Source organism: Acetobacter lovaniensis (genome assembly GCF_014207635.1).
GTDB classification, from domain to species: domain Bacteria; phylum Pseudomonadota; class Alphaproteobacteria; order Acetobacterales; family Acetobacteraceae; genus Acetobacter; species Acetobacter lovaniensis.
Genome location: NZ_JACHIE010000008.1, coordinates 24,831 through 45,737 on the forward strand (window position 1 = coordinate 24,831; position 20,907 = coordinate 45,737).

Annotated in this window: 26 protein-coding genes; all 26 read left to right on the forward strand. The window is 58.5% G+C overall.

Annotated features, from left to right (window positions below; translation table 11 throughout):
• Nucleotides 1-32: 32 nt before the first annotated feature.
• The 26 genes from HNR55_RS09960 to HNR55_RS10085 all read left to right on the forward strand — a co-directional run bounded on the left by HNR55_RS09960 (nucleotide 33) and on the right by HNR55_RS10085 (nucleotide 20,880).
• Entirely contained in the window at nucleotides 33-737 is a 705-nt protein-coding gene (locus HNR55_RS09960) for a glycosyl hydrolase 108 family protein (protein WP_166114893.1), read from the forward strand.
• Nucleotides 738-818: 81 nt separating this feature from the next.
• The gene (locus HNR55_RS09965) at nucleotides 819-1,361 is read left to right on the forward strand and encodes a hypothetical protein (RefSeq protein ID WP_166114895.1); all 543 of its coding nucleotides are present in this window, start codon (nucleotides 819-821) and stop codon (nucleotides 1,359-1,361) included.
• Nucleotides 1,362-1,371: 10 nt separating this feature from the next.
• Entirely contained in the window at nucleotides 1,372-1,620 is a 249-nt protein-coding gene (locus HNR55_RS09970; RefSeq protein WP_166114898.1) for a hypothetical protein, read from the forward strand.
• Nucleotides 1,621-1,624: 4 nt separating this feature from the next.
• Nucleotides 1,625-1,936: a VpaChn25_0724 family phage protein gene (locus tag HNR55_RS09975; RefSeq protein ID WP_166114902.1), complete on the forward strand. Its 312-nt coding sequence runs from the start codon at nucleotides 1,625-1,627 to the stop codon at nucleotides 1,934-1,936.
• A gap of 20 nt (nucleotides 1,937-1,956) precedes the next feature.
• Nucleotides 1,957-2,520 carry a phage protein Gp27 family protein gene (locus tag HNR55_RS09980; protein WP_308446047.1) on the forward strand — a complete coding sequence of 188 codons (564 nt, stop codon included), beginning with the start codon at nucleotides 1,957-1,959 and terminating at the stop codon, nucleotides 2,518-2,520.
• A complete protein-coding gene (locus tag HNR55_RS09985) occupies nucleotides 2,507-4,084 on the forward strand; it encodes a terminase large subunit domain-containing protein (RefSeq protein ID WP_166114907.1) in 1,578 nt (525 codons plus the stop codon). The genes HNR55_RS09980 and HNR55_RS09985 overlap by 14 nt, the downstream gene beginning before the upstream one ends.
• Nucleotides 4,085-4,154: 70 nt before the next feature.
• Nucleotides 4,155-4,511 (forward strand): hypothetical protein, encoded by a 357-nt coding sequence (locus HNR55_RS09990; protein WP_166114908.1) that lies wholly within the window; start codon nucleotides 4,155-4,157, stop codon nucleotides 4,509-4,511.
• Between the two features lie 3 nt (nucleotides 4,512-4,514).
• On the forward strand, nucleotides 4,515-4,703 hold the full coding sequence (locus HNR55_RS09995) for a hypothetical protein (RefSeq protein WP_166114913.1): 189 nt from the start codon (nucleotides 4,515-4,517) through the stop codon (nucleotides 4,701-4,703).
• Nucleotides 4,704-4,707: 4 nt separating this feature from the next.
• Nucleotides 4,708-6,426, forward strand: coding sequence for a DUF935 domain-containing protein (locus HNR55_RS10000; protein ID WP_166114915.1), 1,719 nt, complete (start codon nucleotides 4,708-4,710; stop codon nucleotides 6,424-6,426).
• Nucleotides 6,419-7,717, forward strand: a complete 1,299-nt coding sequence (locus tag HNR55_RS10005; protein WP_166114918.1) for a phage head morphogenesis protein — start codon at nucleotides 6,419-6,421, stop codon at nucleotides 7,715-7,717. Before HNR55_RS10000 ends, HNR55_RS10005 begins: the two co-directional genes overlap by 8 nt.
• Nucleotides 7,718-7,849: 132 nt before the next feature.
• Nucleotides 7,850-8,368 carry a phage virion morphogenesis protein gene (locus HNR55_RS10010; RefSeq protein WP_166114921.1) on the forward strand — a complete coding sequence of 173 codons (519 nt, stop codon included), beginning with the start codon at nucleotides 7,850-7,852 and terminating at the stop codon, nucleotides 8,366-8,368.
• Nucleotides 8,369-8,603: 235 nt separating this feature from the next.
• Nucleotides 8,604-9,602 carry a phage protease gene (locus HNR55_RS10015; protein WP_166114925.1) on the forward strand — a complete coding sequence of 333 codons (999 nt, stop codon included), beginning with the start codon at nucleotides 8,604-8,606 and terminating at the stop codon, nucleotides 9,600-9,602.
• Nucleotides 9,592-10,038 (forward strand): hypothetical protein, encoded by a 447-nt coding sequence (locus tag HNR55_RS10020; protein WP_166114928.1) that lies wholly within the window; start codon nucleotides 9,592-9,594, stop codon nucleotides 10,036-10,038. The genes HNR55_RS10015 and HNR55_RS10020 overlap by 11 nt, the downstream gene beginning before the upstream one ends.
• A 13-nt stretch (nucleotides 10,039-10,051) precedes the next feature.
• Nucleotides 10,052-11,005: a Mu-like prophage major head subunit gpT family protein gene (locus HNR55_RS10025; protein WP_166114933.1), complete on the forward strand. Its 954-nt coding sequence runs from the start codon at nucleotides 10,052-10,054 to the stop codon at nucleotides 11,003-11,005.
• A gap of 3 nt (nucleotides 11,006-11,008) precedes the next feature.
• Nucleotides 11,009-11,278, forward strand: a complete 270-nt coding sequence (locus HNR55_RS10030; RefSeq protein WP_166114936.1) for a hypothetical protein — start codon at nucleotides 11,009-11,011, stop codon at nucleotides 11,276-11,278.
• A complete protein-coding gene (locus HNR55_RS10035) occupies nucleotides 11,278-11,694 on the forward strand; it encodes a gp436 family protein (RefSeq protein ID WP_166114938.1) in 417 nt (138 codons plus the stop codon). Before HNR55_RS10030 ends, HNR55_RS10035 begins: the two co-directional genes overlap by 1 nt.
• Entirely contained in the window at nucleotides 11,691-12,272 is a 582-nt protein-coding gene (locus tag HNR55_RS10040; protein WP_166114941.1) for a hypothetical protein, read from the forward strand. Before HNR55_RS10035 ends, HNR55_RS10040 begins: the two co-directional genes overlap by 4 nt.
• The gene (locus tag HNR55_RS10045) at nucleotides 12,269-12,490 is read left to right on the forward strand and encodes a hypothetical protein (protein ID WP_166114943.1); all 222 of its coding nucleotides are present in this window, start codon (nucleotides 12,269-12,271) and stop codon (nucleotides 12,488-12,490) included. Before HNR55_RS10040 ends, HNR55_RS10045 begins: the two co-directional genes overlap by 4 nt.
• A complete protein-coding gene (locus HNR55_RS10050; RefSeq protein ID WP_166114945.1) occupies nucleotides 12,487-13,965 on the forward strand; it encodes a phage tail sheath subtilisin-like domain-containing protein in 1,479 nt (492 codons plus the stop codon). Before HNR55_RS10045 ends, HNR55_RS10050 begins: the two co-directional genes overlap by 4 nt.
• Nucleotides 13,966-13,968: 3 nt before the next feature.
• Entirely contained in the window at nucleotides 13,969-14,340 is a 372-nt protein-coding gene (locus HNR55_RS10055; RefSeq protein WP_166114948.1) for a hypothetical protein, read from the forward strand.
• On the forward strand, nucleotides 14,337-14,780 hold the full coding sequence (locus HNR55_RS10060; protein ID WP_166114951.1) for a hypothetical protein: 444 nt from the start codon (nucleotides 14,337-14,339) through the stop codon (nucleotides 14,778-14,780). The genes HNR55_RS10055 and HNR55_RS10060 overlap by 4 nt, the downstream gene beginning before the upstream one ends.
• Nucleotides 14,781-14,794: 14 nt before the next feature.
• On the forward strand, nucleotides 14,795-14,932 hold the full coding sequence (locus HNR55_RS10065; RefSeq protein WP_166114954.1) for a hypothetical protein: 138 nt from the start codon (nucleotides 14,795-14,797) through the stop codon (nucleotides 14,930-14,932).
• Between the two features lie 5 nt (nucleotides 14,933-14,937).
• Nucleotides 14,938-17,346, forward strand: a complete 2,409-nt coding sequence (locus HNR55_RS10070; protein WP_166114957.1) for a phage tail tape measure protein — start codon at nucleotides 14,938-14,940, stop codon at nucleotides 17,344-17,346.
• Complete coding sequence (locus tag HNR55_RS10075) at nucleotides 17,343-18,938, forward strand: DNA circularization N-terminal domain-containing protein (RefSeq protein WP_166114960.1); 1,596 nt, start codon at nucleotides 17,343-17,345, stop codon at nucleotides 18,936-18,938. The genes HNR55_RS10070 and HNR55_RS10075 overlap by 4 nt, the downstream gene beginning before the upstream one ends.
• Nucleotides 18,935-20,326: a phage baseplate assembly protein gene (locus HNR55_RS10080; RefSeq protein ID WP_166114962.1), complete on the forward strand. Its 1,392-nt coding sequence runs from the start codon at nucleotides 18,935-18,937 to the stop codon at nucleotides 20,324-20,326. Before HNR55_RS10075 ends, HNR55_RS10080 begins: the two co-directional genes overlap by 4 nt.
• Complete coding sequence (locus HNR55_RS10085; protein WP_166114963.1) at nucleotides 20,323-20,880, forward strand: phage baseplate assembly protein domain-containing protein; 558 nt, start codon at nucleotides 20,323-20,325, stop codon at nucleotides 20,878-20,880. The genes HNR55_RS10080 and HNR55_RS10085 overlap by 4 nt, the downstream gene beginning before the upstream one ends.
• The last annotated feature ends 27 nt before the right edge of the window (nucleotides 20,881-20,907 follow it).

Genomic DNA, 20,907 nt, shown 5'->3' on the forward strand with positions numbered 1-20,907 from the left:
GCCCCCTTCCATGCGCGCGTATCGTCGCAGGCATGGACAGCAACTTCGAAAAAATCGCACCGGATACTGAAACCCGAGAGGGGCTGTATTCGGCTACCCGGAGTGATCCGGGGAACTGGACATCCGGCATTGTTGGCATTGGCCGACTGGTGGGGTCCATGCGTGGTATTTCTGCCCCCACAATGGCCCACTGGCTGGGTTCGGCCGATCTGGTCACGCCGCAGATCATGCAGCGGATTGACCATGCAACCTTCATGGCAATTTCCCGCGCTTATTACTGGCGCGCGCTGAATGCGGATGCCGTGGGCGTGGGCATTGACCGGATGCTGTTTGACTTTGGGTTTAATGCCGGTGTGTCCCGCGCGGCTAAACAGTTCCAGCAAATTGTGGGCGTACCCGATAGCCAGATTGATGGCGACATAGGTGCAGCCACATTGAGAGCACTGGATACCGTGCGGTTGGAAGCCATTGCTGGCTTTGTTGCGCGCGGATGGGCGGTGCAGTTGCAGCAGGATCTGGGTGTATCACCGGATGGTGCATTAGGGCCGCTGACGCTTTCCGCTGTGAATAAGCAGGCAATGTGGCGCAGGCTTATGATTTACGCTCTCGCCTCCCGACAGGAGCTTGCCTATCGGAGTTTCCGTGGCTTCATGGAGAATGGTGACGGCTGGCTGAACCGGCTGAACTGGCGGGTGAAAGCCTCTCTTTCCGATCTGGACGCATTGGCTCTGGCGTAGCGGTTTTCCGCTGCGCGGGCGCGCGGAGCGGTATGGATTTTACGGCGGCGACGCACCGTTGTTTTTGAGGCTATTCCTCACATGAATAAAGCTCTCCTCCTGTCGTTCATTTCGCCCCTGTTTAGCGTTCTGAACGCCATTGTCCCCTCCATTGCCGGTAGCAAGCTTGCGACCAGTGCTTCCATTGCCCAGACGGCAGTGAAGTCTGCCGTGACCGCCATTGATGGCGGGGTGGACCACCTGCAGGCAGCATTTGCCAATTTTGAAACCCGCAACCCGGTTGTGGCCGCTTCCGTGACCGAGTTTGTCACCCTCTCCAAGTCTCTGGGCGTGGCACTCCCCACACAGGACGCCATTGTGACGCATGTTAAGGCTGCGGTGGCTGACCTTGCGGGCATTCTGGTGCCACAGGTTGCCCCTGCAACGCCTGTCCCTGCTGCCGTAACAGTGACGGCTCCAGCGGTTACCGCAGCGACACCCAACGCGACCTCGGTTGAAGATCAGGGGGGGGATGCAGCGAGCACCGTTGAAGCAACCTCCTCCAAAACCACGGATGACGATGCCGCCAGCGCAATCGCTGCGACTTCTGCTGTGGTGATGGCTGCTTCCACTCCGACCGCCTGAGCGGCCGGGCATGTTGCAAATGGCAGGAGCGGCACAGGGAGTGCCGCCAGTTATCACGCTGCTGATCTGTGTTCTCGCCCTTGCCGTTGCAGTGGTCGCTCTCTTTTGGGTCTTTCGCCTGAGTGAGCGCCACGCGGCCCGCGAAGTGGTGATTGAGGTGATCAGCGGACAGCTTGATGAAATACGACAGGATGGCAAGCGCAACACCGAGCTGCTGCACCTGCTCATAAGTGGCCATGTGCAGGCCAGAAGGGATTAAAACAATGAGCGTTGCTCAGGTTATTATGGAAGACCGCCGCCTGCGGGTGCTGAAGACACTCAAGGAAATCAGTGACGGTCGCATGGGAGAGCCTGTTCTGCTGCGCGTGCTGAAAGCAGAAGGCTGCGTGACAGATTTTGACACGCTGCGGACCGACATGGGGTGGCTGGAACATCAGGGCTGCATGCGTGTGGAAAAGCTTCCCACGGAAACCCCGCATGAAGAGGTGTGGGTTGCAGTGCTGACAGCCACAGGTTCGCGCGTGGCCGATGGCTTGCAGCGTATCACCGGCGTGGCTGCTTCTCTGGCTCGATAACCATGGGGAAGGCGTCATCCGTGGATAAGCTGCCAGAGGAAATCCGTGATGAAATCGACCGCCTGCGTGCACACGGGCATTCGATTGATGAGATTATCACAGCCCTTCGGGAGCTGGATATTACGGACATCAGCCGATCTGCTCTGGGTAGGCATCTCCACAAGCGTGAGAAGCTGACTGCGCAGTTGGTCCGCACCAGAGCAATGGCGGACGCGCTGGCCAAAAGGACGGGTGACGGCGGGGCATCGCAGTTTGCCCGCGCAAACATTGAGCTTCTGCACGGGATCATTCTTGACCTGCATATGGCTGCCGATGGCGAGGGTGAAACCGATACGTCGTGGATTGAAACGCTCCGGGGGAACCCCAAGGGGGTGGAAGCTCTTGCCAAAGCATTAGACCACCTGACCCGTGCGAGTAAGACAGACGCTGAATTCATCAAGGAAATTCAGGAGCAGACAGAAGCACGCCTGCGGAAGCAGGCTGAAAAAGCAGTCAATCAGGTTGCGAAAAAACAGGGGCTTTCGGCTGAAACCGTAGCTGCGCTGATGGAAGGCGCATTCGGGGTGAAGCGTGCAAAAGAGTGAATTTGCAAGTCTGTTTCTCTCCTACCAGTCGGAGCTTATGGCTACGACGGCCATTGAGGCCGTTACGGTTGTCGAGAAGTCGCGTCGTATCGGGTATTCATGGGTGGCAAGCTATCGGGCTGCTCTAACGGCTGCTGCCGCAGCAGACGCCGGTGGTATGGATGTGTTTTACATCGGCTACAATCTGGACATGGCGCGGGAGTTTATCGACTACTGCGCCGAACATCTGGCCCAGATACACAAGATTACCGCAACGGTTCATGAAAGCGTCTTTCATGATCCCGATCACCCGGAAAAAGACTGCAAGGTTTTCCGGATTGATCTGCCGTCCGGCTTCAAAATCCTTGCCCTGCCATCTGTGCCCCGTGCGCTTCGCGGTATGCAGGGGCTAGTTATTATTGACGAAGCTGCCTTCCATGACGATCTTGACGAACTGCTAAAGGCTGCCCTTGCCCTTCTGATGTGGGGTGGGCGTGTCCTGGTCATTTCCACCCATAATGGCGATACCAACCCGTTTAACGTGCTGGTTCAGTCTATCCGAGCGGGACGAAAACCTTACAAACTGTTGCGTGTCACACTGGATGACGCATTGGCAGACGGTCTTTACCACAAAATCTGCGAGCGCACTGGCGAGGTCTGGTCGGCTGAAGGTGAAGCCGCGTGGCGGCAGTCCATTATCGACTTCTATGGTGATGCTGCAGATGAAGAGTTGTTCTGCATCCCTCGTGCTTCTGCTGGTAGCGCCATTCCTCTGGCACTCATTGAAGCGCGCACTACACCCGTGCCCGTTGTGCGCTGGAGCTGCACCACAGAATTTACCCTGTTGCCCGAACATGTGCGCGTAGCGGAAGCAAAGCGGTTTTGCGAAACCGAGCTGTTGCCCCATCTGGAGCTACTAGACCAGAAAACACCCCATGCACTGGGTGAAGATTTTGCACGGAGTGGAGACCTAAGTGTGTTCTGGCCAGTGGCCATTGAGCGCAGTCTGTTGCGTCGCACGCCCTTCCTTCTGGAACTACGGAATGTGCCATTTGAGCAGCAGAAGCAGATCTTGTGGTTTGTTCTGGACCGCCTGCCCATGCTGCGTGGTGTGAAGCTGGACGGACGCGGTAACGGCCAGTGGCTCGGGGAAGTCACCATGCAGCGCTATGGCGGCATCGTGGAAGTCGTGATGCTGTCTGAGGCTTGGTACCGTGACAACATGCCTCCGTTTAAAGCGGCCTTTGAAGACGGTTTAATTACCGTTCCAGCCGACAGGGACGTGCACGATGATCTGCGCAGCCTTCAGATTGTACGCGGTGTGATCCGGGTGCCGGAAGGCCGCTCAACTGGCAGGGATGGCAACAAGCGCCATGGTGACGCTGCCGTTGCGGGTGCGCTGGCTTATGCCGCCAGCCGGGCTGATCCCGAAGTTTACGAATACACCGCAGTGCCTGATCCGATCCGCAATATGGGTGGTCGGGCAGATTACAGCGGTGCTGACACGCCGGATGCGCGCAACCGGCTCGAAGATTACGGCGCGCAATCAGACAATTTTGGAATGCGCGGCGGAGTAGCGCTGTGACGGACATGGCGCGGGAATGTGCCGCCATTAAGGCGCACAAATAACATTTGGACCTGAAGGAACGGGAAAGATGAAGAAAAAGATTGCAGTCTTTGGGTTGCTGCTTGGCCTTGCGGCCTGCGGTGAGACAACGCAGGCCAAGCTGACCACCGCCGTCTATGACACGGATGCGTCCTACAAAGTGCTGGCAACGCCTGCGGCTGATTATGTGACCGGAAAATTCGGCACACCGAATGCCACGGTTAAAGCCGACATCAAGACCGCCAGTGCTGCTGCCATTGCTGCACTGGAGCCGTTGAATACGGCCGTGGAAAATAGCGCCACGATCAGCAGCAGCGATGTGGCGACTGCCCAGAGTGATCTGGCCGCACTCCAGAAAGCCATTTCGGCCGCACTGTCCAGTGTTGCCGCCAGCAAGGAACAGTAAGCCATGAACACGTCCATGATTGTGAACATTATTGGCCTGGTCGTGGCGGCTGCGGAGGAAGTGCCCTCCATTGTCACCACCATTGTGAAGGCGGTGGAAAGCTCCACCTCGGGCACGGCCCCCACGGCGGCCGAGATCGAAGCGCTCTTTGAAGAGTGCAAGACCCTCAACACCACTATTCAGGACTCCTGAACACATGGCGCAGCTCATCAACCAGTATGGCCAGCCGATCAGTGCGTCTGATCTGACCGGAGACGTTGCTGGCGCACGGATGACCGGGCTGCGCCCTGCTGTGGTCGCCACACCGATTGGCGAACTGACACCAGCCAAAATTGGTGCGCTCATGGCGCAGGCGGATCAGGGCGATAGTCAGGCATGGCAAATTCTGGCCGAGCATATAGAGCGGCGGGATCTGCATTACCTTGGCGTGCTGAACACACGCAAACGGGTTGTGTCGCAGTTACCGATTACCGTTACTCCAGCGTCAGACGATCCTGAGCATGTCAAACATGCTGATTTTGTGCGCGCATGGGTGGAGCGCGGCATTCTGCGCCGGTCGTTGTTTGATATGATGGATGCTCTGGCCAAAGGCTTTTCTGTCCATGAAATGGAATGGAACTGCGCGGCCGGGAACTTTTATCCGCAGAGCATGAGTTTTAGACCGCAGCGCTGGTTTGAGGTGAGTTACGAGGACGGTGAAAGCGTTCTGATCCGTGATGAGAATGCTACTCCAGCCCGCAGCCCCATACCCGATGGCATTGCACAGATTGGCCTGACCGACATGATGGCCAGCAAGTTTGTTGTGCATCGCCATCCGTCCTGGTCGGGACTGACAATCCAGAGTGGTCTGACGCGCGCCTGCGTGTGGGCAGTGATGTTCAAGCTGTTCACCAACCGGGACTGGGCATTGTTTGTCCAGAATTACGGGCTACCCATGCGGGTGGGCACATACGGCCCCAATGCATCCGAACAGGACCGGAATGTGCTGTTCCGGGCGATTACGGATATTGCGGGCAACTGTGCCGCCATGATCCCGCAAGGCATGCTGATCGACTTCAAGGAACCAAAGAACGGTGCGGGTGCCAATGACATCCATGAACGCCGGATGCGATTCCTGAATGAAGAAATCAGCAAGGGTGTGTTGGGGCAGACTGGCACGACCGAAAGCAAGGCCGGTGCCCACGCATCCGGTGCTGTCCACAAACAGGTTCAGGACGACATTGAACGGGCTGACGCTCTGATGCTTTCCCACACGGCCACGACGCAATGCGCGGCCCCCATGGTGGCGTTTTCGTTCGGGCCGCAGGACAAATACCCCATTATTGCCATTGGTCGGCCGGATGAACCCCCGCTGACTGAACTGGTCTCAGCCATCCAGTGGGCTGGCCCGCAGGGATGGATGGTCCGTGCGCAGGATCTGTATGACCGCTTTGGTCTGAAGCCGCCTGAGCCTGACGACATTGTGGTGGGAACCAAGGCGCAACCACAACCTGTGGAGCCGCCAAAAACTCTGCCCGCAGAAGCACTGGCACCTCGGGCCGAGCCTGCCCGTGTGCCCGTTCCTACTGTCAGCACGCCACGTGAGCCAGAGCCAGAGCACACCGCGGCGCATACAGCGCTCTCGGCCCGCCTGCGCAGGTTGATGCGCGCGCACAGCCAGTTGCCTGCAAACCCCTCGGTCATGGATCTGGCGGTGGAGGGTATGGCGCGTGACGCGCAGGATGCCCTGAACGGCATGATTGACCAGGCGCGGCACGTTGTAATGCACGCCACGGATATGTCCGACATTGCCCGTGGGATTGCCGATCTGAAGCTATCGGACACGGCATTTGCCCATGCCATGGCCCAAGGCATGATGGTGGCCAACCTGCTGGGAGAGTTTGAGGTGTACGAAGAAATGGCGGCCAATGGCTGACACGGACGGTGCCAGCCTTGCGTCTGCCCTACGGATGCCGCCCGGAAAGGCCATGGAGTTTTTTCGGCAGAAGCTGAATGTGCCGACGAAGCATTGGGATGACCTATGGCACGAAGCGCATGCCCGTGGCTTTATGGTGGCGGGAGCCACGTCTCAGGCATTACTTGCGGATTTTCGTAAAGCCATTGACCAGGCGATTGCGGGCGGGATTACGGCCAATGGCTTCCGAAAGGAATTTGACGCAATTGTTGCCAAACATGGCTGGGCGTACAATGGAAGTGCCGCGTGGCGCTCCGATACTATCTACAGCACCAACATGCTCACAGCTCATGGAGCCGGGCGGTATGCCCGCCAGAGCACGCCTGAAGCGCTGGAGATGTTCCCATACTGGCAATACCAGCACCACACCTGCCAGCACCCCAGACCCCAGCATGTAGCGTGGAACGGTCAGGTTATCCGGGCGGATGACCCGTGGTGGAACACGCATTACCCCCCCAATGGCTGGAAATGCCATTGCACCGTGCGCGCCCTGTCGGAAAAAATGGTCAAGCGCATGGGGCTGACAGTTTCCAGCGCACCGCTCCTGAACGCACGGCCATGGTTGAACAAACGCACTGGTGAGACGCTCTGGGTGCCAGAGGGTATTGACCCCGGTTTTGCCTATAACCCCGGCAAAGCATGGCAAGAGGGATTGGCACCGCCAATAGGGAGCCGGTTCAAGGCTGAGGATGCAGGCTCTGTTGCGCGTCCATCAGCTCCGCCACAAAAGCCCGCTCCCAGTCCTGCTCCCGTTGCGCACAAGCCTGAGCAGGAAGAGACCCACCTTGTGCCGGTGCCGGATGTTCATAGAGACGATGCCCGCCAGACGGACATCCTGCGCCTGCACAAGCACCCGATTGGCAACGTCAATGCCGGAGAAATGCCAGAGGCTGTGCGCAAGGCGCTGGGAGCACAGACACGCACAGTCAAGCTGTCTGGCGAGACGATGGAGAAGCAGCTCCATAAACATGGGGATTTGACGGAGGCGGATTACCGGCGTCTGCCAGCCGCCCTGGCACAGCCTGATATTGTGGCGCGGCAGGGTGAGAAGCGTGTGCTGTTCTTCCATCAGGCTGGATATATTTACAGGGGGGCGCTGAAAACTACCGGCGATGGCGCAGAGAATTACCTGCTCTCCTTCCACCGGACCACGAAGGAAAAGGCCACAAAAGCCCTGCGGGATTTGCCGATCCTCTCGGGCAGTCTGGACGCATTGAGCGAGGCGGACACTGTGCCGGATGAGGACAATTAGGGGAATGACGCGCCGGGGGGCCAGCCAGAACCCCCAAACGAACCCACCGCAAGGGTGGTCCTATGGTCGGCTGAATAACACCGTGTCGCGGCGCGTCACGCACATCATATCGGAAGTCGAGGGAGAAATTCAATGTCTGTTGCAGTGAGCATGGAATGGGACGGCCTGCATGGAACGCTGGAACGCATTGCGGCCATCGGGCTGAAACCTGAAAAACTGCTGGCTGCCATTGGTGTGGGGCTGGAAGGAAGTGTTCAGCAGCGCTTTGACGATGGCCGAGATCCCGATGGTGTATCCTGGGCAAGTTATGCCCCCCTGAACCCACTCTACGCGGCGGTGGAAAAGAAGGGGCCAGGCATTCTGGTGGAAAGCGGCATGTTGCGCGCATCCATTGAATCCATTGTTGCCAGCCCCGAGCTGCTGGTCGGCTCACGGCTGCCTTATGCGGGCATTCATCAGCATGGTGGCGTGATCCAGCCCAAGAACGGGCGACATCTCTCGTTCATGATGGGAGGGCACCTCTGGCATGTTGACAGTGTGCTGATAGAAGCACGCCCTTACCTTGGCCTGTCCGACGAAGATGTGCTCATGATCATGGAGGAACTGGAGGCAGTTTTTGCCCGTGCCCTTGGCGGCGATGGTGGGGTGTAAGGACTGATTGGGTTTTAAAAGGTTTCTAAAAGGGTCTAAAAGGGGTTCACAGAGCGTTTTACGCCTCCCGTGGGGAATTATGGGTCTGTCCCTGTCCAGCGCCCTCTGAGGCGAAAAAACCGGCACGGGTGTTTTTCGCCTTTTCCCCCATGTTTTTCTTACCCTGCTATCTGTCAGTCTGCCCGCATGGATCGCCCCGCGCGATATTCGCGGCATGGCAAGAGCAGCACTCCACATGATCCAGCCCGCTCCGGGAGATACACCGCCGGAGTGGATACACATCCTGCCCGCAGGCACCTTTAAAGGTGATGATGGGCGTGGACCTTACGTGCTGCGTGATCCGGCAAAAGTTATTTCGGAAAGCATGGAGCGCGCCCATGGCAAGCTGACTCTGGACGAAAACCATTCCACAGACACAGCCGCAAAGATCGGCATGTCATCTCCCGCCATGGGCTGGATCGTCCAGCTTGAAAACCGGGCCGATGGCATTTGGGGGCGTGTTGAGTGGACGCCGCCCGGCCAGCAGGCGTGGGCCAACCGTGCGTATCGCGGGGTCTCTCCTGTTTTCGATCACACTTCAGATGGTGTTGTGACGTGCATCTTGCGTGCCGCCCTGACGAATGACCCCAATCTGGAACTGACCTCCCTTCATCATAAACAACAGGAGACGAGGATGGACCTCGCAGCCATTGCGGCAGCCCTCGGGCTGCCCGCAACAGCAACGCAGGCGGACGTTGACCGTGCGCTTGCTGACGCCAAATCCAGCCGTGCCATGCACACCAGTCTGGCCGGACTGCTCAACCTTGGGGCCGATGCGGATGCTGCCGCCATTACCACCGGCGTGCGCGCCCGCCTTGAAGGCGAAAGCGCACATGCCCAGGCACTGACTGCCGTGCAGACAGAGTTGGCCGCACTCCAGCGTAAGGACGCCGAACGCACGGCGGAAGCGGCTGTAGATACTGCCGCACGGGATGGTCATGTGATCAGCAAAGACCTGCGCGGCGAGCTGATTGCCCTGCATGCCAGCAACCCCGAAATGGCGGCAAAGATTATCGCGCAGCTCCCCAAAATTCCGCAGGGGCAGATCGCACGCCAGAACACTTCGGCCCATGCAACCCAGACAGCGGCGGGTGTGGACACGGATGCCGACCCCAAGGCTCTGGCGAAAATGGACGCCACCTTCAAGGTGACGGATGCCGAGCGTAAAGCTCTGGGGGACGCCAATGCTTACTGATGATCGCGCGCTGACCCGTATTCCTTGCGGGCACGGCCCTGAATTTGCATTGCCGGTTGCTGCGGGCATGAAGGTGTATCGTGGTTCCATTGCGGCCGTCTGTCAGGATGGAACGCTGGTTCAGGCTGCAGCAGCCGCACCGCCTTCGCCCATCGTGGGCATTGCAGGCATTGCGCGGCATGGGCAGGACAACACCGGCACGTCCAACGTGTATGGCGACCAGACCGGCGCAGGTGATGTGTGGTGCGAACGCGGCACATGGGCGCTGCCGTTTGATGTGGCACCCACATGGGCGGCCTATGGCAAACCCGTTTATGCGGTCGATGACGAGACCGTCTCCCTCACCCAAACACCCGAAGGTGGTTCTGCCCGTGAGCAGGTTGGCACATTTGCCGGTCTCGACGCGCAGGGCACCGCCTGGACGTATCTGGCATAAGGCGCGCTGAACCATGGAAATTACAGCAGGTAACATCAACGCGCTGAGTACGCGCATCAATCTGGCATTCAACCGCCCACTCGGTGTGGTGCAGCCCACATGGCAGAAGTTCGCGCTTGAAATGCCCTCCACGTCCGCTGCGAACTTCTTTCCACGTATGTCGGAATTGCCCGGCATTCGGGAGTGGCTTGGCCCGCGCCAGATCCACCAGCTCTCCACTGCTGATCGGATGGTGCTGGTTAATCGGACATTTGAAGAGAGCTTCAGTGTCAAGCGTGAAGATCTGGAAGATGACACTTACGGGTATATTTTCCCGTGGGTGGAAGCGCTCGGTCAGGACGCGGCAACATTCCCTGACAAGTTGGTTTACGAAACCCTGTCCAAAGGACGTGCCAGCAAATGCATGGATGGTCAGAACTTCTTTGATACTGATCACGAAGCAACTAACAGCACGGGCAAGACGGTTTCCTACGCGAATATGAGCACCATTGCTGCGGGTGAAGCCGCCCAGCCGTGGTGGTATCTGTTCGACACCAGCAAACCTCTGAAAGCCATGATCTTTCAGAACCGCCGCCCGTTCACCATTACCCCGCGCACGCAGCTCAATTCCGAGAATGTGTTCATGCACCGTGAATTCCAGTGGGGCACGGATGGGCGCTGCACGGCGGGATACGGCATGTATCAGTTTGCCTTCTGCTCCAACCGGCCACTGACGGGTGCAGTGTTTCAGGATGCCATTGCCCGCATGGCAAGCCAGTGCCGCCGGGACGGCACGCCCTATGGTGTGCAGCCAACGGTAATGGTGGTGCCGCGCAATCTGGAAGGAGCTGCGCGCACTTTGCTCAAGAGCACGTTGGTCATGAGTCTGGCGGATGATGGCAAAACGTATGGTCCGGCATCCAACGTATGGGCTGACTACTGCGATCTGCTGGTTTCCGACCGGCTGCCGCAGGCTGTGGGGGCGTAACAGATGGCGCGGGCTCCCCAGACCAACCGTGCGGCTGCTGCTGGCCGTGGTGGTGAAGAGATCAGTCCCGACGAGCTGGTCACGCTGCTCTCCCAGAAAGGGGCGCATGTGCCGCGTCGGAAGCTGATCATTGTGTGCCGTGAGCCGGGGTTTCGGCGTGCGGACATGGAGCACCCGGCCGTGGGGATTTACCCGCATGACCATTTTACGGCCGAGCAGATCAGCGCGATGGTTGATGAGCCCATGCTTGAGCTGATCGGGGTGGGTTTGTAATGGCCTACGCCACGGTTGACGACATGACGAAATCCTTTGGCGAGGATGAGTTGATTACGGTCACAACACCGCGTGGCGTAGAGCGCACGGTGATTGACCAGGATCAGGTCAACACTGCCATTGGCGTGGCATCGGACGAGATCGACAGTTACCTGCGCCGCCGTTACGCGGTGCCGCTGGTAAGTGTATCTCCCAAGATGTTGCAGGTTTGCTGTGTGCTGGCACGGTGGGTGCTGTGGTCAAAGACCGATACAGCACCGTCTGATTCCATGCGGGCTGACCGCAAGGACGCCATTGCGTGGCTGGGGAATATCAATTCTGGCAGCGTGACGCTGGATGGAGCCACCCCCCTGAACGTGGGCAATGACTTCAGCCGTATTGCCACGCGCAGGCCATCCGTGGGGTTTGGGCTATGACCAGCCCTGTTCTGCCTCTTCTGCGCGATGGTGGCCCGTTACTGGCGGCATTTGATGGGGTGCGCGCCCTGCTGGAGCCGGTCTTTCCGACCAGTCTGTTCCGGTATGAGCACGTGCAACCTCGTATGTCTCCTGCACGCTGGGCGGAAATCGCACGGGTAGCACCCACCATTGGCATGAGCTTGGCTGACTGGAACTCCAACACTCTGTCCGGGACCGACTACCGTGGCGATGTCAGTATTCCGGTCTTTTTGGTGGTGCGCCAGGACAAGCCGGAATTTCTGCTCAAAGGCACGAAAACTCCCGGTGTGATGGGGATGATGGCTGCGGCCATTTTTGCCCTGGACAGCCAACGGATTGAGGGCGTGGGGCAGGTTAGCGTGAAGCGCGCCAGCAATCTGGAAGCCGCGAACTGGATTGATGACCGCACAGCAATCGCAACCCTGAATGTGGTCGTGAAGAATGTTGGCTACAGCAAAGAGCTGGCGCGGGCGCAGTTGGCCGATTTGAGTGACGTGGATGGCACATGGGATTTTGCTCCCGTCACCACAGCACAGAGCAGTGGAGCAGAGAAATGAATACGCTTGTGAGCGTTGTGCCCCGGCACCCGGAAACCTTGCGGGATGCGAGTGGGAAACTGATTGGCAAGGGGCCGGTTGACGTGGACCCGCGTGATCCGTTCTGGCGGCGTCTGATCCGCTGGGGGGATGTGGAGGTGCAAAAACCCGCCACGACTTCTGCCACCACTCCAGCCGTTGCAACAGCCTCGGCCAGCCAGAATGGGGGTAAACCATGACATCGGTGACACTGACCGAAATTCCCGACAACTGGAATGTGCCGGGTAGCAATGCCGAAATCACCGCCGTGCGTGATGGTGATAGCCTGGTGGACATGCCACTGCGCGGGCTGCTGATTGGCCAGCTTGCAGGCGGTGTGGCCAATGTGCTGACACCTGTGCCCATTACTGATCCGGCCCAGCCTGCGGCCCTGTTTGGCGCTGGCACATCTCTTGCCCGCGCGGCCGTCAAGCTTCTAGGGGCGGCTCCTTACGAGCAGATTGACGTGATTGGCGTCAAGACGGCTGGAACCTTTACCAAGGCGGCGAGCGGTGTGCTGCCCGTTGGTTCGCCCAAAGCAAATGGCACGGTCGCTCTTTACATTGGTGGGGTGCGTGTGCCGGTAGTGCTGACCCGCGCCATGACGCCTGCCCAGATGCAGGCGGCTGTAATTGCCGCCATCGCTGCTGTGGCTGACGCTGCGGCCATTGTTGGTGCCGCCGCCAATGCCAACACGGCGTCCGTTGACCTGACGGTAAATGAACCAGGTGTTGTGGGTAATGATCTGGACCTGCGCATGAGTGCCGCCCATGCGGATCAGGTGGCAGGGGTGAGTTTTACCGTGACCCCGTTTGCGGGTGGTGCGGGCTCGGTTGATATTACCGATGCGCTGGATGCGGTTTATGCAACTTGGTACACCGACATGTATCTGACGGTGAACGATGCCACGAACCTGACCACCTTTACCACGGAGCTGACCCGCCGGTATGGGGCCATGGTCAAACAGGACGCGCATGGGTTTGTGGGCTTCCGAGGCACCTATTCGGATACGCTGGCCCTGCTGGCGACACTGAACTGCCCATACCTTTCTCCCATTCCCGCTAACGCTTCACGCTGGGCACCGTGGGAGGCTGCTGCCGTGCTGGGTGGTATTGCGTCCCAGGCATCCAACAATGACCCGGCGCGGCAGATGCAGGATCTGGTTCTGACGGGGTTGCAGGGGCTGGCACCGGATGCGGCTGACCTGTTCAATGAGAATATGCGCAATGTCATTCTTGGTCAGGGTGGCACGACCTTCAAGGTGGAGCAGGATGGCACGGTGCTGATTGAGCGCGTGCCAACAACCTATAAAACCGACGCCAATGGAATGCCCAGCACGGCTTATTTCGACATCATGACCCCCAAAACAGATACGCGCGTGCGCTACGAATGGCGCAGCTACACATCTGGCTGGAGTCGCATGAAGCTGGCGGATGATGGTGACCCGCTGGGGCTGGCTGACGGGGTGATCACACCCAAGATCGCCAAGACCGAAGCCTTGATCCAGCTCAAGCTTTACGAGGCTCAGGGCTGGATCATGGATGTGGATGCGCTGGCGGATCAGGTGGTGTTCTGGATCGACCCGGAAAACAAAAACCGCCTTCTTTACAAGATGCCCATCAAGGTCATCGGCAACCTGATCCGGCTCGATGGCCAGATCCAGACGGAGTATTGATGCATGGCGAATGCTGGTGACGTAATCGGCATTATCCAGATTTATTCTGGATCAACGCTGATCGACTGCACACCGGGCAGCAAGATACGCCTGCCCGGCCGCAAGAACACGGCAGTGGCCACCGGATATAAGACCCGCACGGCTGCGGGCTATCAGGGTGGGCAGGTGGATGCCACGGCCCTGATGGGGACCGGAGATGATCTGGACTGGCCCGACCCGTCCGCACGTGGGCCGTTGCAGGTGCGCTGTGACACTGGGCAGGTCATTGCCATCACTGACGCCATTATCGAACAGAAGCCCGACATCAGCGATGGCGGCGGCAAGGCCGCTCTGCGCTGGTTCTTCGACAACTACACTATTCAGGTGACATCATGAGCAAGCACGAAGCCCCTTTGGTTTCCCATGAAGACAACTCTTTCCTTCGGGATCACATGGACCAGGAAGCCTCAGATACTTCTTTGGAAACCGAACTGGAGGACGAGGAAAAGCTGCCAGCGTTACCCAAGCGGGCAAAATGGCAGCCCGATGGTACTGTGCTTCTGACGTTGCGGAAATCGGTGGTGCAGACCACTGAGGTTCCGGGGGGTGGTCATTCTGAGCAGACTGTATCGACACTGACTTTCCACCCGCTGACGGGGGCTGCAATGTTGCGTATTCAGGCCGTAAAGGGCGATGGTCCGCGTGCGCTGATGATGATGAAGGAGTCAACCAAAATGGGAGGCTTCGTTGGAGAAGCCATCTTAAAACGGTTGGATGCACGGGACTATGTCGCGGCCACAGTAATTTCGTCGATTTTTACCAATCCTGGCCTGTAAACTGGGGTGTTGTCGTGACCGCCCTGGCGAATGGTCAGGGCTGGTCCAAGGCAGAATACATGGCCATGACGTGGCCGGAGTTGCAGTTCTGGTCTGAGCAGCTCCGTGCTTTTTTTGAAGAGCAAGCCGTACAAGCACAGGGTGGGAGTTAAAAACAGTGGATGGTTCTCAACTAACCGCTGCCCTGCGGCTGACGCTCAAAGACGAGGCATCCAGCGGCGTAAAGGCTCTGGACGATGTTTTTGGCAAGCTGAATGCCACACTTGACCGACTGACAACCGCACTGGCCCCTCTTGCCCAGCTTGGAGAGGCATTGTCTGCCACAACGGCAGGAACCGTGCGGCTGGATGAAGCGCTCGGGGCTTCCGCCGGGGCGGCAACCCGGATGGAGGAGGCCACCCGAGGTGCGTCTGTAGCGGCAGACGTTATGGCAACAGCTTTCGGCACTGCTGCGTGGCAGGTTTCCGAACTGAATGTGGCGTTTGGCGAGCTGGGGGCCGCAGAGACAGTGGCAGGCACCACGGGCGAGGCCATGGGTGCCGAAATTGCTGGTGGTGCCGAAAAGGCGACCAGCGCCGTGGATGCGCTGCTAACCCGTGTGCGTGCGCTGCGCGATGCCATGGGGGCGGCAGGCGGGGCTGTTATGAATGGCCCCATGGGTGCATGGGCCGGTGACATGCATAGTGCGGGGAAAGGTTTTTCCGAGAGCCTGCAGGGCAGTATGCACCATGCCATGACAGCGGGTCTGTCCACGATAGCCATGCTGGAGCCCATTCACGCAGCGGCTGAGTGGGACAACACTTTAGTACATATCGGCATTGGGAGTGAGTTGCACGGGGATGCGAACCGTGCGTTTGTCCAGTCCTACGGGCAGCAGTTGAATATACTGGCACGCCAGACTGGCCAGCGTGGGCTGGATCTGGCTGAAGCGGCGGGTTTCCTCTCTCGGGAAAACTATTCGGCTGCACAAATTTCCGAACTCATGCCCACGATTGCGCGCATTGGCACCGCATATAACGCAGCACCCGATGCCGTGGCGCGCAGTGCGTTTTCGCTTCAGGAAAGTCTTGGCATAAAATCTTCCGACCTTGGTGGCGCACTGGCATCGGTGGCGCTTGCGGGGAAGTCGGCCGACCTGCCGTTTGAAAAACTGGCACCCCTTCTGCCACAAGCCGCAGCGACGGCCGGGGTATTTGGTATTCATGGCCGTGCGGGCGTGGATGATCTGGCCGCAACGATGGCAATTATCCGCAAATCAACCGGCACCGATGGTGAGGCTGTAACGGACACCAAACAGTTGCTGGTGGATCTGATGCAGGAACACACTAGCCGCCGTTTGGCGCATTACGGCATTGATATGTTCAGCACCGAACAGCATGCCAGAGAGCGGGGCGAAGATCCGTTACTGGCTGTGATGGCGCAGATCAACCGTGTGACAAAAGGCGGCACGGATGCCCGCGCCATGGGCGATATATTTCGTAACCACGATTCATTCGTGGCGGCGGCTGCCATGACCCAGCATTGGGACCAGTATGAGAAAATTCACCGACGCACGGCCGGAGCCGATCAGTCCGAAATTGGGGAGGATTATGACACTGGCCTAACATCCACACAAATCCGGGTTAAGGCGTTTGAGGAATCCCTCTCTCAGTTGAACAGGCGCGTTGGCGAAGGTTTTGTGCCAACGCTTAACATCATGACGTCTGCGCTCAATCGGGTAAATTCCGGCTTTGAATGGCTGGATGGGCATGTGCCTGGGGCGAGTTCAGCCATTATTGGTGTGACTGGTGCAGTGCTTGGTCTGTCTGCCGCAACGGCTGCCCTTGGCGTTGTCTGGGGACCGCTCAAAGCTGGATTTGCTGTGGTTAAAACCGCCTTGCGTGGGGTGGCTCTGGCTGAAATGTGGGCCACCACGGGGCTGGCATCTTTCCTCGGAGTTTCAACCGCTGCGGCAAGCGCCATTGTGACGGCATTTGTCGTTGTGGGCGTGGCGATTGCCGACATTGCCCTGCACTGGTCCCGGTTTTCTGGATCGTTTGCCACCATTGGTCGTGGGCTGATGGAAGAAGCACGGGGTATAGGTAACGTGTTGGCTGGCATCTTCCATCTGGACTGGCAACGTGTCCTGGCGGGAATGGGACAAGGAATGCGTGGTATTGGGGCTGTGTTTTCTGGATCGTGGGGTGTTATCCGGCAGCTTTTTGTGGACTTTGCAGGCTGGCTGAACGGCTGGGGTGCGGGCATTCCGTTGCGTATTCTGGATGGGATTGCATCTGGATGGCATGCGCTCACCGACGGACTTGCGGGCAAAATCGGCCAACTGGAGACCACATTTGATACGAGCTGGTTGGGGCGGCATATGGGTTTTGCGGCCCCGGTGCCTGCTGGCCATGCCGCACATGTGCCAACCATGGCGGGTGCCGCAGCCGTTCATGGCAATCAGGGAGGGCAGTATGCCGTGCATATTACCACTGATCGTGGTGTTACAGCGCGTCAGGTCTCTGGCCCGGCTCAAGGGCTGACCATTGCATCTCCCAACACTGGTCGGATGGTAGGGCGGCCATGAGTGGGGCATTAAGCAAGATCGGCTCTACGGTTGGCAATGTAGCAGGAACTGCCAGTGGCGTTCTCTCTACCGCCAAGAGCCTGACTGGCACGCTTTCCAATGCAGTGGGCATGCTCAACGGCTCTGTCGGAGCCATGGGGGGGCTTGCCAACCTGTCCGGTCTGGGAGGCATGACGTCACTCATTGCCTCGACATTGGCCGAAGCCAGCTTCCGGGGCGTGACATTCTCCATGCCTGCCTCCGAAGATGAGGTGGGACGCCGCGTTGTTCAGATGTTTTTCCCTGGTGTTGATGACTTCGCTCTACAGGATATGGGCGAACTGGACGGACCCATCCATATTCGTGGGCTGATCTGCGGGGACGATTACGTTTACCGTGCGGGTTTGATGCGCGCAGCACTTGCCACCAAAGGACCAGCCACACTGGTGCACCCGTGGTGGGGGGAACTGAAGGTCAGGCTGATCGGGGAGCCAGCCCGCATCGGATTTGATGAGAGCCGTCAGGGCATTGCCACGCTGGAAATGACAGTGGTGCGTGAACCCAAGGGGGCGAACAGTAGGCAGGCCAGTGGGTTTCTGGATAGCCTGACCAAACTTCTCAACGCCGCTGACGACATGCTGGACACGGCAACATCCGTGATGCGGCAAGTTCTATCCCCTTTGCTGATCGGGGTATCTTTGGCGCGATCTGTGGAAAACAGTGTGGCTCAGGTTGGGGCCATGTTCTCGGGGCTGATCACCAGTACGTCCGAACCTATTTCCACGGCGTGTGCAACGCCACTGACCGTATTGAGTCTGGGCATTGCATTGCCTGCAAAAAATACGGGCACAACCTTTGCTGATGCTGTGACAGATGCGTTGGTGGCTGTGCCAGTTGCCATTGCCAATGCCGTTCTGCCCGTGCCCATAGCAGCGGTCGGGTCTGCACAGATCACCAGCGAGACGGGCTCCAATGGCATGTTCGCACCTGCCTCTGTCACCACGTCTGATTATCTTGGGCAACTGACGGCGCAGGGTGCGGGAGGGAGTGTCACACTTGCACCAACGCCTGCGGCCGGGACGGCATTACTGATTGCTGCAGCGAAAGGGTGCGTGGCCATTGGCACAAAACTGGCGACCACACCGGGTGGTTCTGCCGCTCTGAGCATTACACTGGTGGCGGCTGTAGCCTGCGTGACACAGGCGATTGCTACGGCTGCGGCAATCACCTTCGCCAACACTCAGGAGGCATTGAGCACACGGGATGCGCTAGTGGCGGCACTGGATGGATTGAGCAATGCTGTTGTTGCGGCGGGAGCGATAACCACTGGTGACGGTATTGCCCCTGCGGGCATTGCGGATCTGTTTAGTGCCATCCAGACCACCCGTGCTGCGGTTTATGCCGATATTTCCGAACAGTTGGGGCGGTTGCCATCCATTGTTGCCGTGCAGGTTCCTGTGGAAATGAACCCATGGCTGCTGGCCTATGCCCTGGCAGGTGATACGACAGAAAATGTGGTGCCCATGCTGAATGATATGATGACCCGCAATACTATTCTGACACCCGCAGTCATTCCGGCCGGAACGCTGTATGTGCTGGAGCAGGGCACATGAGCACAACAGAAACGGTAACAGTTCACGGCGGGCAACGGCCCATGGTGGTCAGGATCGCAGGGCGTGAGTTGGTGGAATATACATCTGCCGAAGTCGGGCGGGATCTAGCGGACATAGCCGGGCAGTTCCGCATCGGTTATTTCCCCCGGTATGATCTGAAGTTGTTTGGCGACAGTTCTCCTCCTCCAATAACCAAAACAGCTCTGGCTGAAGTCTTCCACATTACCGAACATGATCCTGTGGAAATCCTGATCCATGGGCAGACAGTTCTGAAGGGTTGGGTAGATGACGTCCAGCTCCGGCAGGAAGGCGGTAATTTTGAAGCATGGATTACCGGCCGGGATGTAACGGGCGATCTGGTGGATGGCACAGCCAACCCGACTGGCCCTGGCGAATATCGTATGGTGACGCTGGCCAAGTTGGTGCAGACAATCTGCACACCGTTCGGATTTACTGTGGCGGCAGATGTGGACATGGGCACACCTTTTACACTTGTGGCGCTTGAACCGGCCGAGACCGCCATGGCCGCGATTGAACGCCATTCCCGCCAGAGAGGCATTCTGGTCACATCCGATGGCGTAGGTGGGGTGGTGCTGACAAAATCCGGGCAGACCCGTGCCCCAGACAGCCTGCGCAACCCCGGTAATGTGCATGCGATGGAAGCGCGCCTTTCCTCCCGAGGGCGGTTTTCAGACGTGTATGTTAAAGGCTCGTTTAACAGCCATTTAAGACCCGCTAACAGCCCGTTGAAAGCTGGTGGAACACCGCTTGCTGCTCCGTTGAGTAGTGCGGGCGTGCAGTTTTCTCCAGATCAGGCGGAAGCGGCAGCAACCCTGCGATGGGGGCACGCCATTGACCCGGATGTCAGGCGCTTCCGCCCAAGGGTTTTTTTATCCGCGACACAAAGTGGTGGGTCTGTGGCTACCCAACAGGCGGCAAATCCCGTTGACCCAAACACTGGTTCTCTGAGCCCCGCGTCCGGGGCTTATCGCGGACATGCCCGCAAGCCACATCGCAAAGCAATGAAGCCACGCACGGATGCAAGTCCCTGGACCATGCAGGATCAGGCAGAATGGCGGATGCGCTCCACCCGCGCCGGTGCTGCGATGCGCGTATATTCAGTGATCGGGTTGCGGGCAGCCAGTGGCGCACTCTGGCTGCCTAATCAGTTGGTGCTTGTGCAGGACCACTTTGCCGGCATTGACCAGGACATGCTGATTGGTGCTGTAACATGGGTTGCCGCACAGGATGGATACCGTACCCGCATATCTGTAGTGGACCCAGACGTTTATGATCTGACGGGGGACATGGATACGCGCCATAATGGCCTACGCCGCACAAAGCGAGCGCGGTCCTTTGACGGCACGGCCAAGAGCCGCAAGTCATGACGATGGAAAGCGACAACGCCCAGAAGCTGCGATCCCTGACCAGGCGCGCTGTTGTGCATGCGATCAATGATAATGGCGCAGGGCAGACTTTGACCGTGGAAGCCCATGCAGGCTGCCCACGTAGCAGCGTGCCGGTGCATCAGCAGTTCGGGCTGTCCTCCCGCGCGCCATTGGACGGCGCTGTTACGCATGTGGTGGCACTTGGCGGGGACGAGGCCGACCTTCTGGCTTTGCCTCCGGCCAATCCTTCTCTGGCGCATATGGGTAATCTGGCCTCTGGCGAGACTGTTCTGTACGATGCTGTTGGACAGGCTGTTTATTTACAAGATGGCAAGTTTGTTCGTGTGCAGGCTGCCACGGAAATGACGGTTGAGATTGGCGACGTGACCGTGCTGGATCTGACCAGTAAGCTCGCCACGCTCAATGTGCCATTGCAGGTCAATGGCAGCATAACGGCCAGTCAGGATATAGTTGCCGGGACAGTAAGCGTGCAGGGCCACCTCCATGTTGGTGTGCAAAAAGGCTCTGACACGACGGGTAAGCCACAGGCATAAAATACACCCTGTTATCTGACAGTCTGC

Coding starts and splice junctions, on each gene's coding strand:
- HNR55_RS09960 (WP_166114893.1), top strand. CDS start 33: ATGGACAGCAACTTCGAAAAAATCGCACCGGATACTGAAACCCGAGAG.
- HNR55_RS09965 (WP_166114895.1), top strand. CDS start 819: ATGAATAAAGCTCTCCTCCTGTCGTTCATTTCGCCCCTGTTTAGCGTT.
- HNR55_RS09970 (WP_166114898.1), top strand. CDS start 1,372: ATGTTGCAAATGGCAGGAGCGGCACAGGGAGTGCCGCCAGTTATCACG.
- HNR55_RS09975 (WP_166114902.1), top strand. CDS start 1,625: ATGAGCGTTGCTCAGGTTATTATGGAAGACCGCCGCCTGCGGGTGCTG.
- HNR55_RS09990 (WP_166114908.1), top strand. CDS start 4,155: ATGAAGAAAAAGATTGCAGTCTTTGGGTTGCTGCTTGGCCTTGCGGCC.
- HNR55_RS09995 (WP_166114913.1), top strand. CDS start 4,515: ATGAACACGTCCATGATTGTGAACATTATTGGCCTGGTCGTGGCGGCT.
- HNR55_RS10000 (WP_166114915.1), top strand. CDS start 4,708: ATGGCGCAGCTCATCAACCAGTATGGCCAGCCGATCAGTGCGTCTGAT.
- HNR55_RS10005 (WP_166114918.1), top strand. CDS start 6,419: ATGGCTGACACGGACGGTGCCAGCCTTGCGTCTGCCCTACGGATGCCG.
- HNR55_RS10010 (WP_166114921.1), top strand. CDS start 7,850: ATGTCTGTTGCAGTGAGCATGGAATGGGACGGCCTGCATGGAACGCTG.
- HNR55_RS10015 (WP_166114925.1), top strand. CDS start 8,604: ATGATCCAGCCCGCTCCGGGAGATACACCGCCGGAGTGGATACACATC.
- HNR55_RS10020 (WP_166114928.1), top strand. CDS start 9,592: ATGCTTACTGATGATCGCGCGCTGACCCGTATTCCTTGCGGGCACGGC.
- HNR55_RS10025 (WP_166114933.1), top strand. CDS start 10,052: ATGGAAATTACAGCAGGTAACATCAACGCGCTGAGTACGCGCATCAAT.
- HNR55_RS10030 (WP_166114936.1), top strand. CDS start 11,009: ATGGCGCGGGCTCCCCAGACCAACCGTGCGGCTGCTGCTGGCCGTGGT.
- HNR55_RS10035 (WP_166114938.1), top strand. CDS start 11,278: ATGGCCTACGCCACGGTTGACGACATGACGAAATCCTTTGGCGAGGAT.
- HNR55_RS10040 (WP_166114941.1), top strand. CDS start 11,691: ATGACCAGCCCTGTTCTGCCTCTTCTGCGCGATGGTGGCCCGTTACTG.
- HNR55_RS10045 (WP_166114943.1), top strand. CDS start 12,269: ATGAATACGCTTGTGAGCGTTGTGCCCCGGCACCCGGAAACCTTGCGG.
- HNR55_RS10050 (WP_166114945.1), top strand. CDS start 12,487: ATGACATCGGTGACACTGACCGAAATTCCCGACAACTGGAATGTGCCG.
- HNR55_RS10055 (WP_166114948.1), top strand. CDS start 13,969: ATGGCGAATGCTGGTGACGTAATCGGCATTATCCAGATTTATTCTGGA.
- HNR55_RS10060 (WP_166114951.1), top strand. CDS start 14,337: ATGAGCAAGCACGAAGCCCCTTTGGTTTCCCATGAAGACAACTCTTTC.
- HNR55_RS10075 (WP_166114960.1), top strand. CDS start 17,343: ATGAGTGGGGCATTAAGCAAGATCGGCTCTACGGTTGGCAATGTAGCA.
- HNR55_RS10080 (WP_166114962.1), top strand. CDS start 18,935: ATGAGCACAACAGAAACGGTAACAGTTCACGGCGGGCAACGGCCCATG.
- HNR55_RS10085 (WP_166114963.1), top strand. CDS start 20,323: ATGACGATGGAAAGCGACAACGCCCAGAAGCTGCGATCCCTGACCAGG.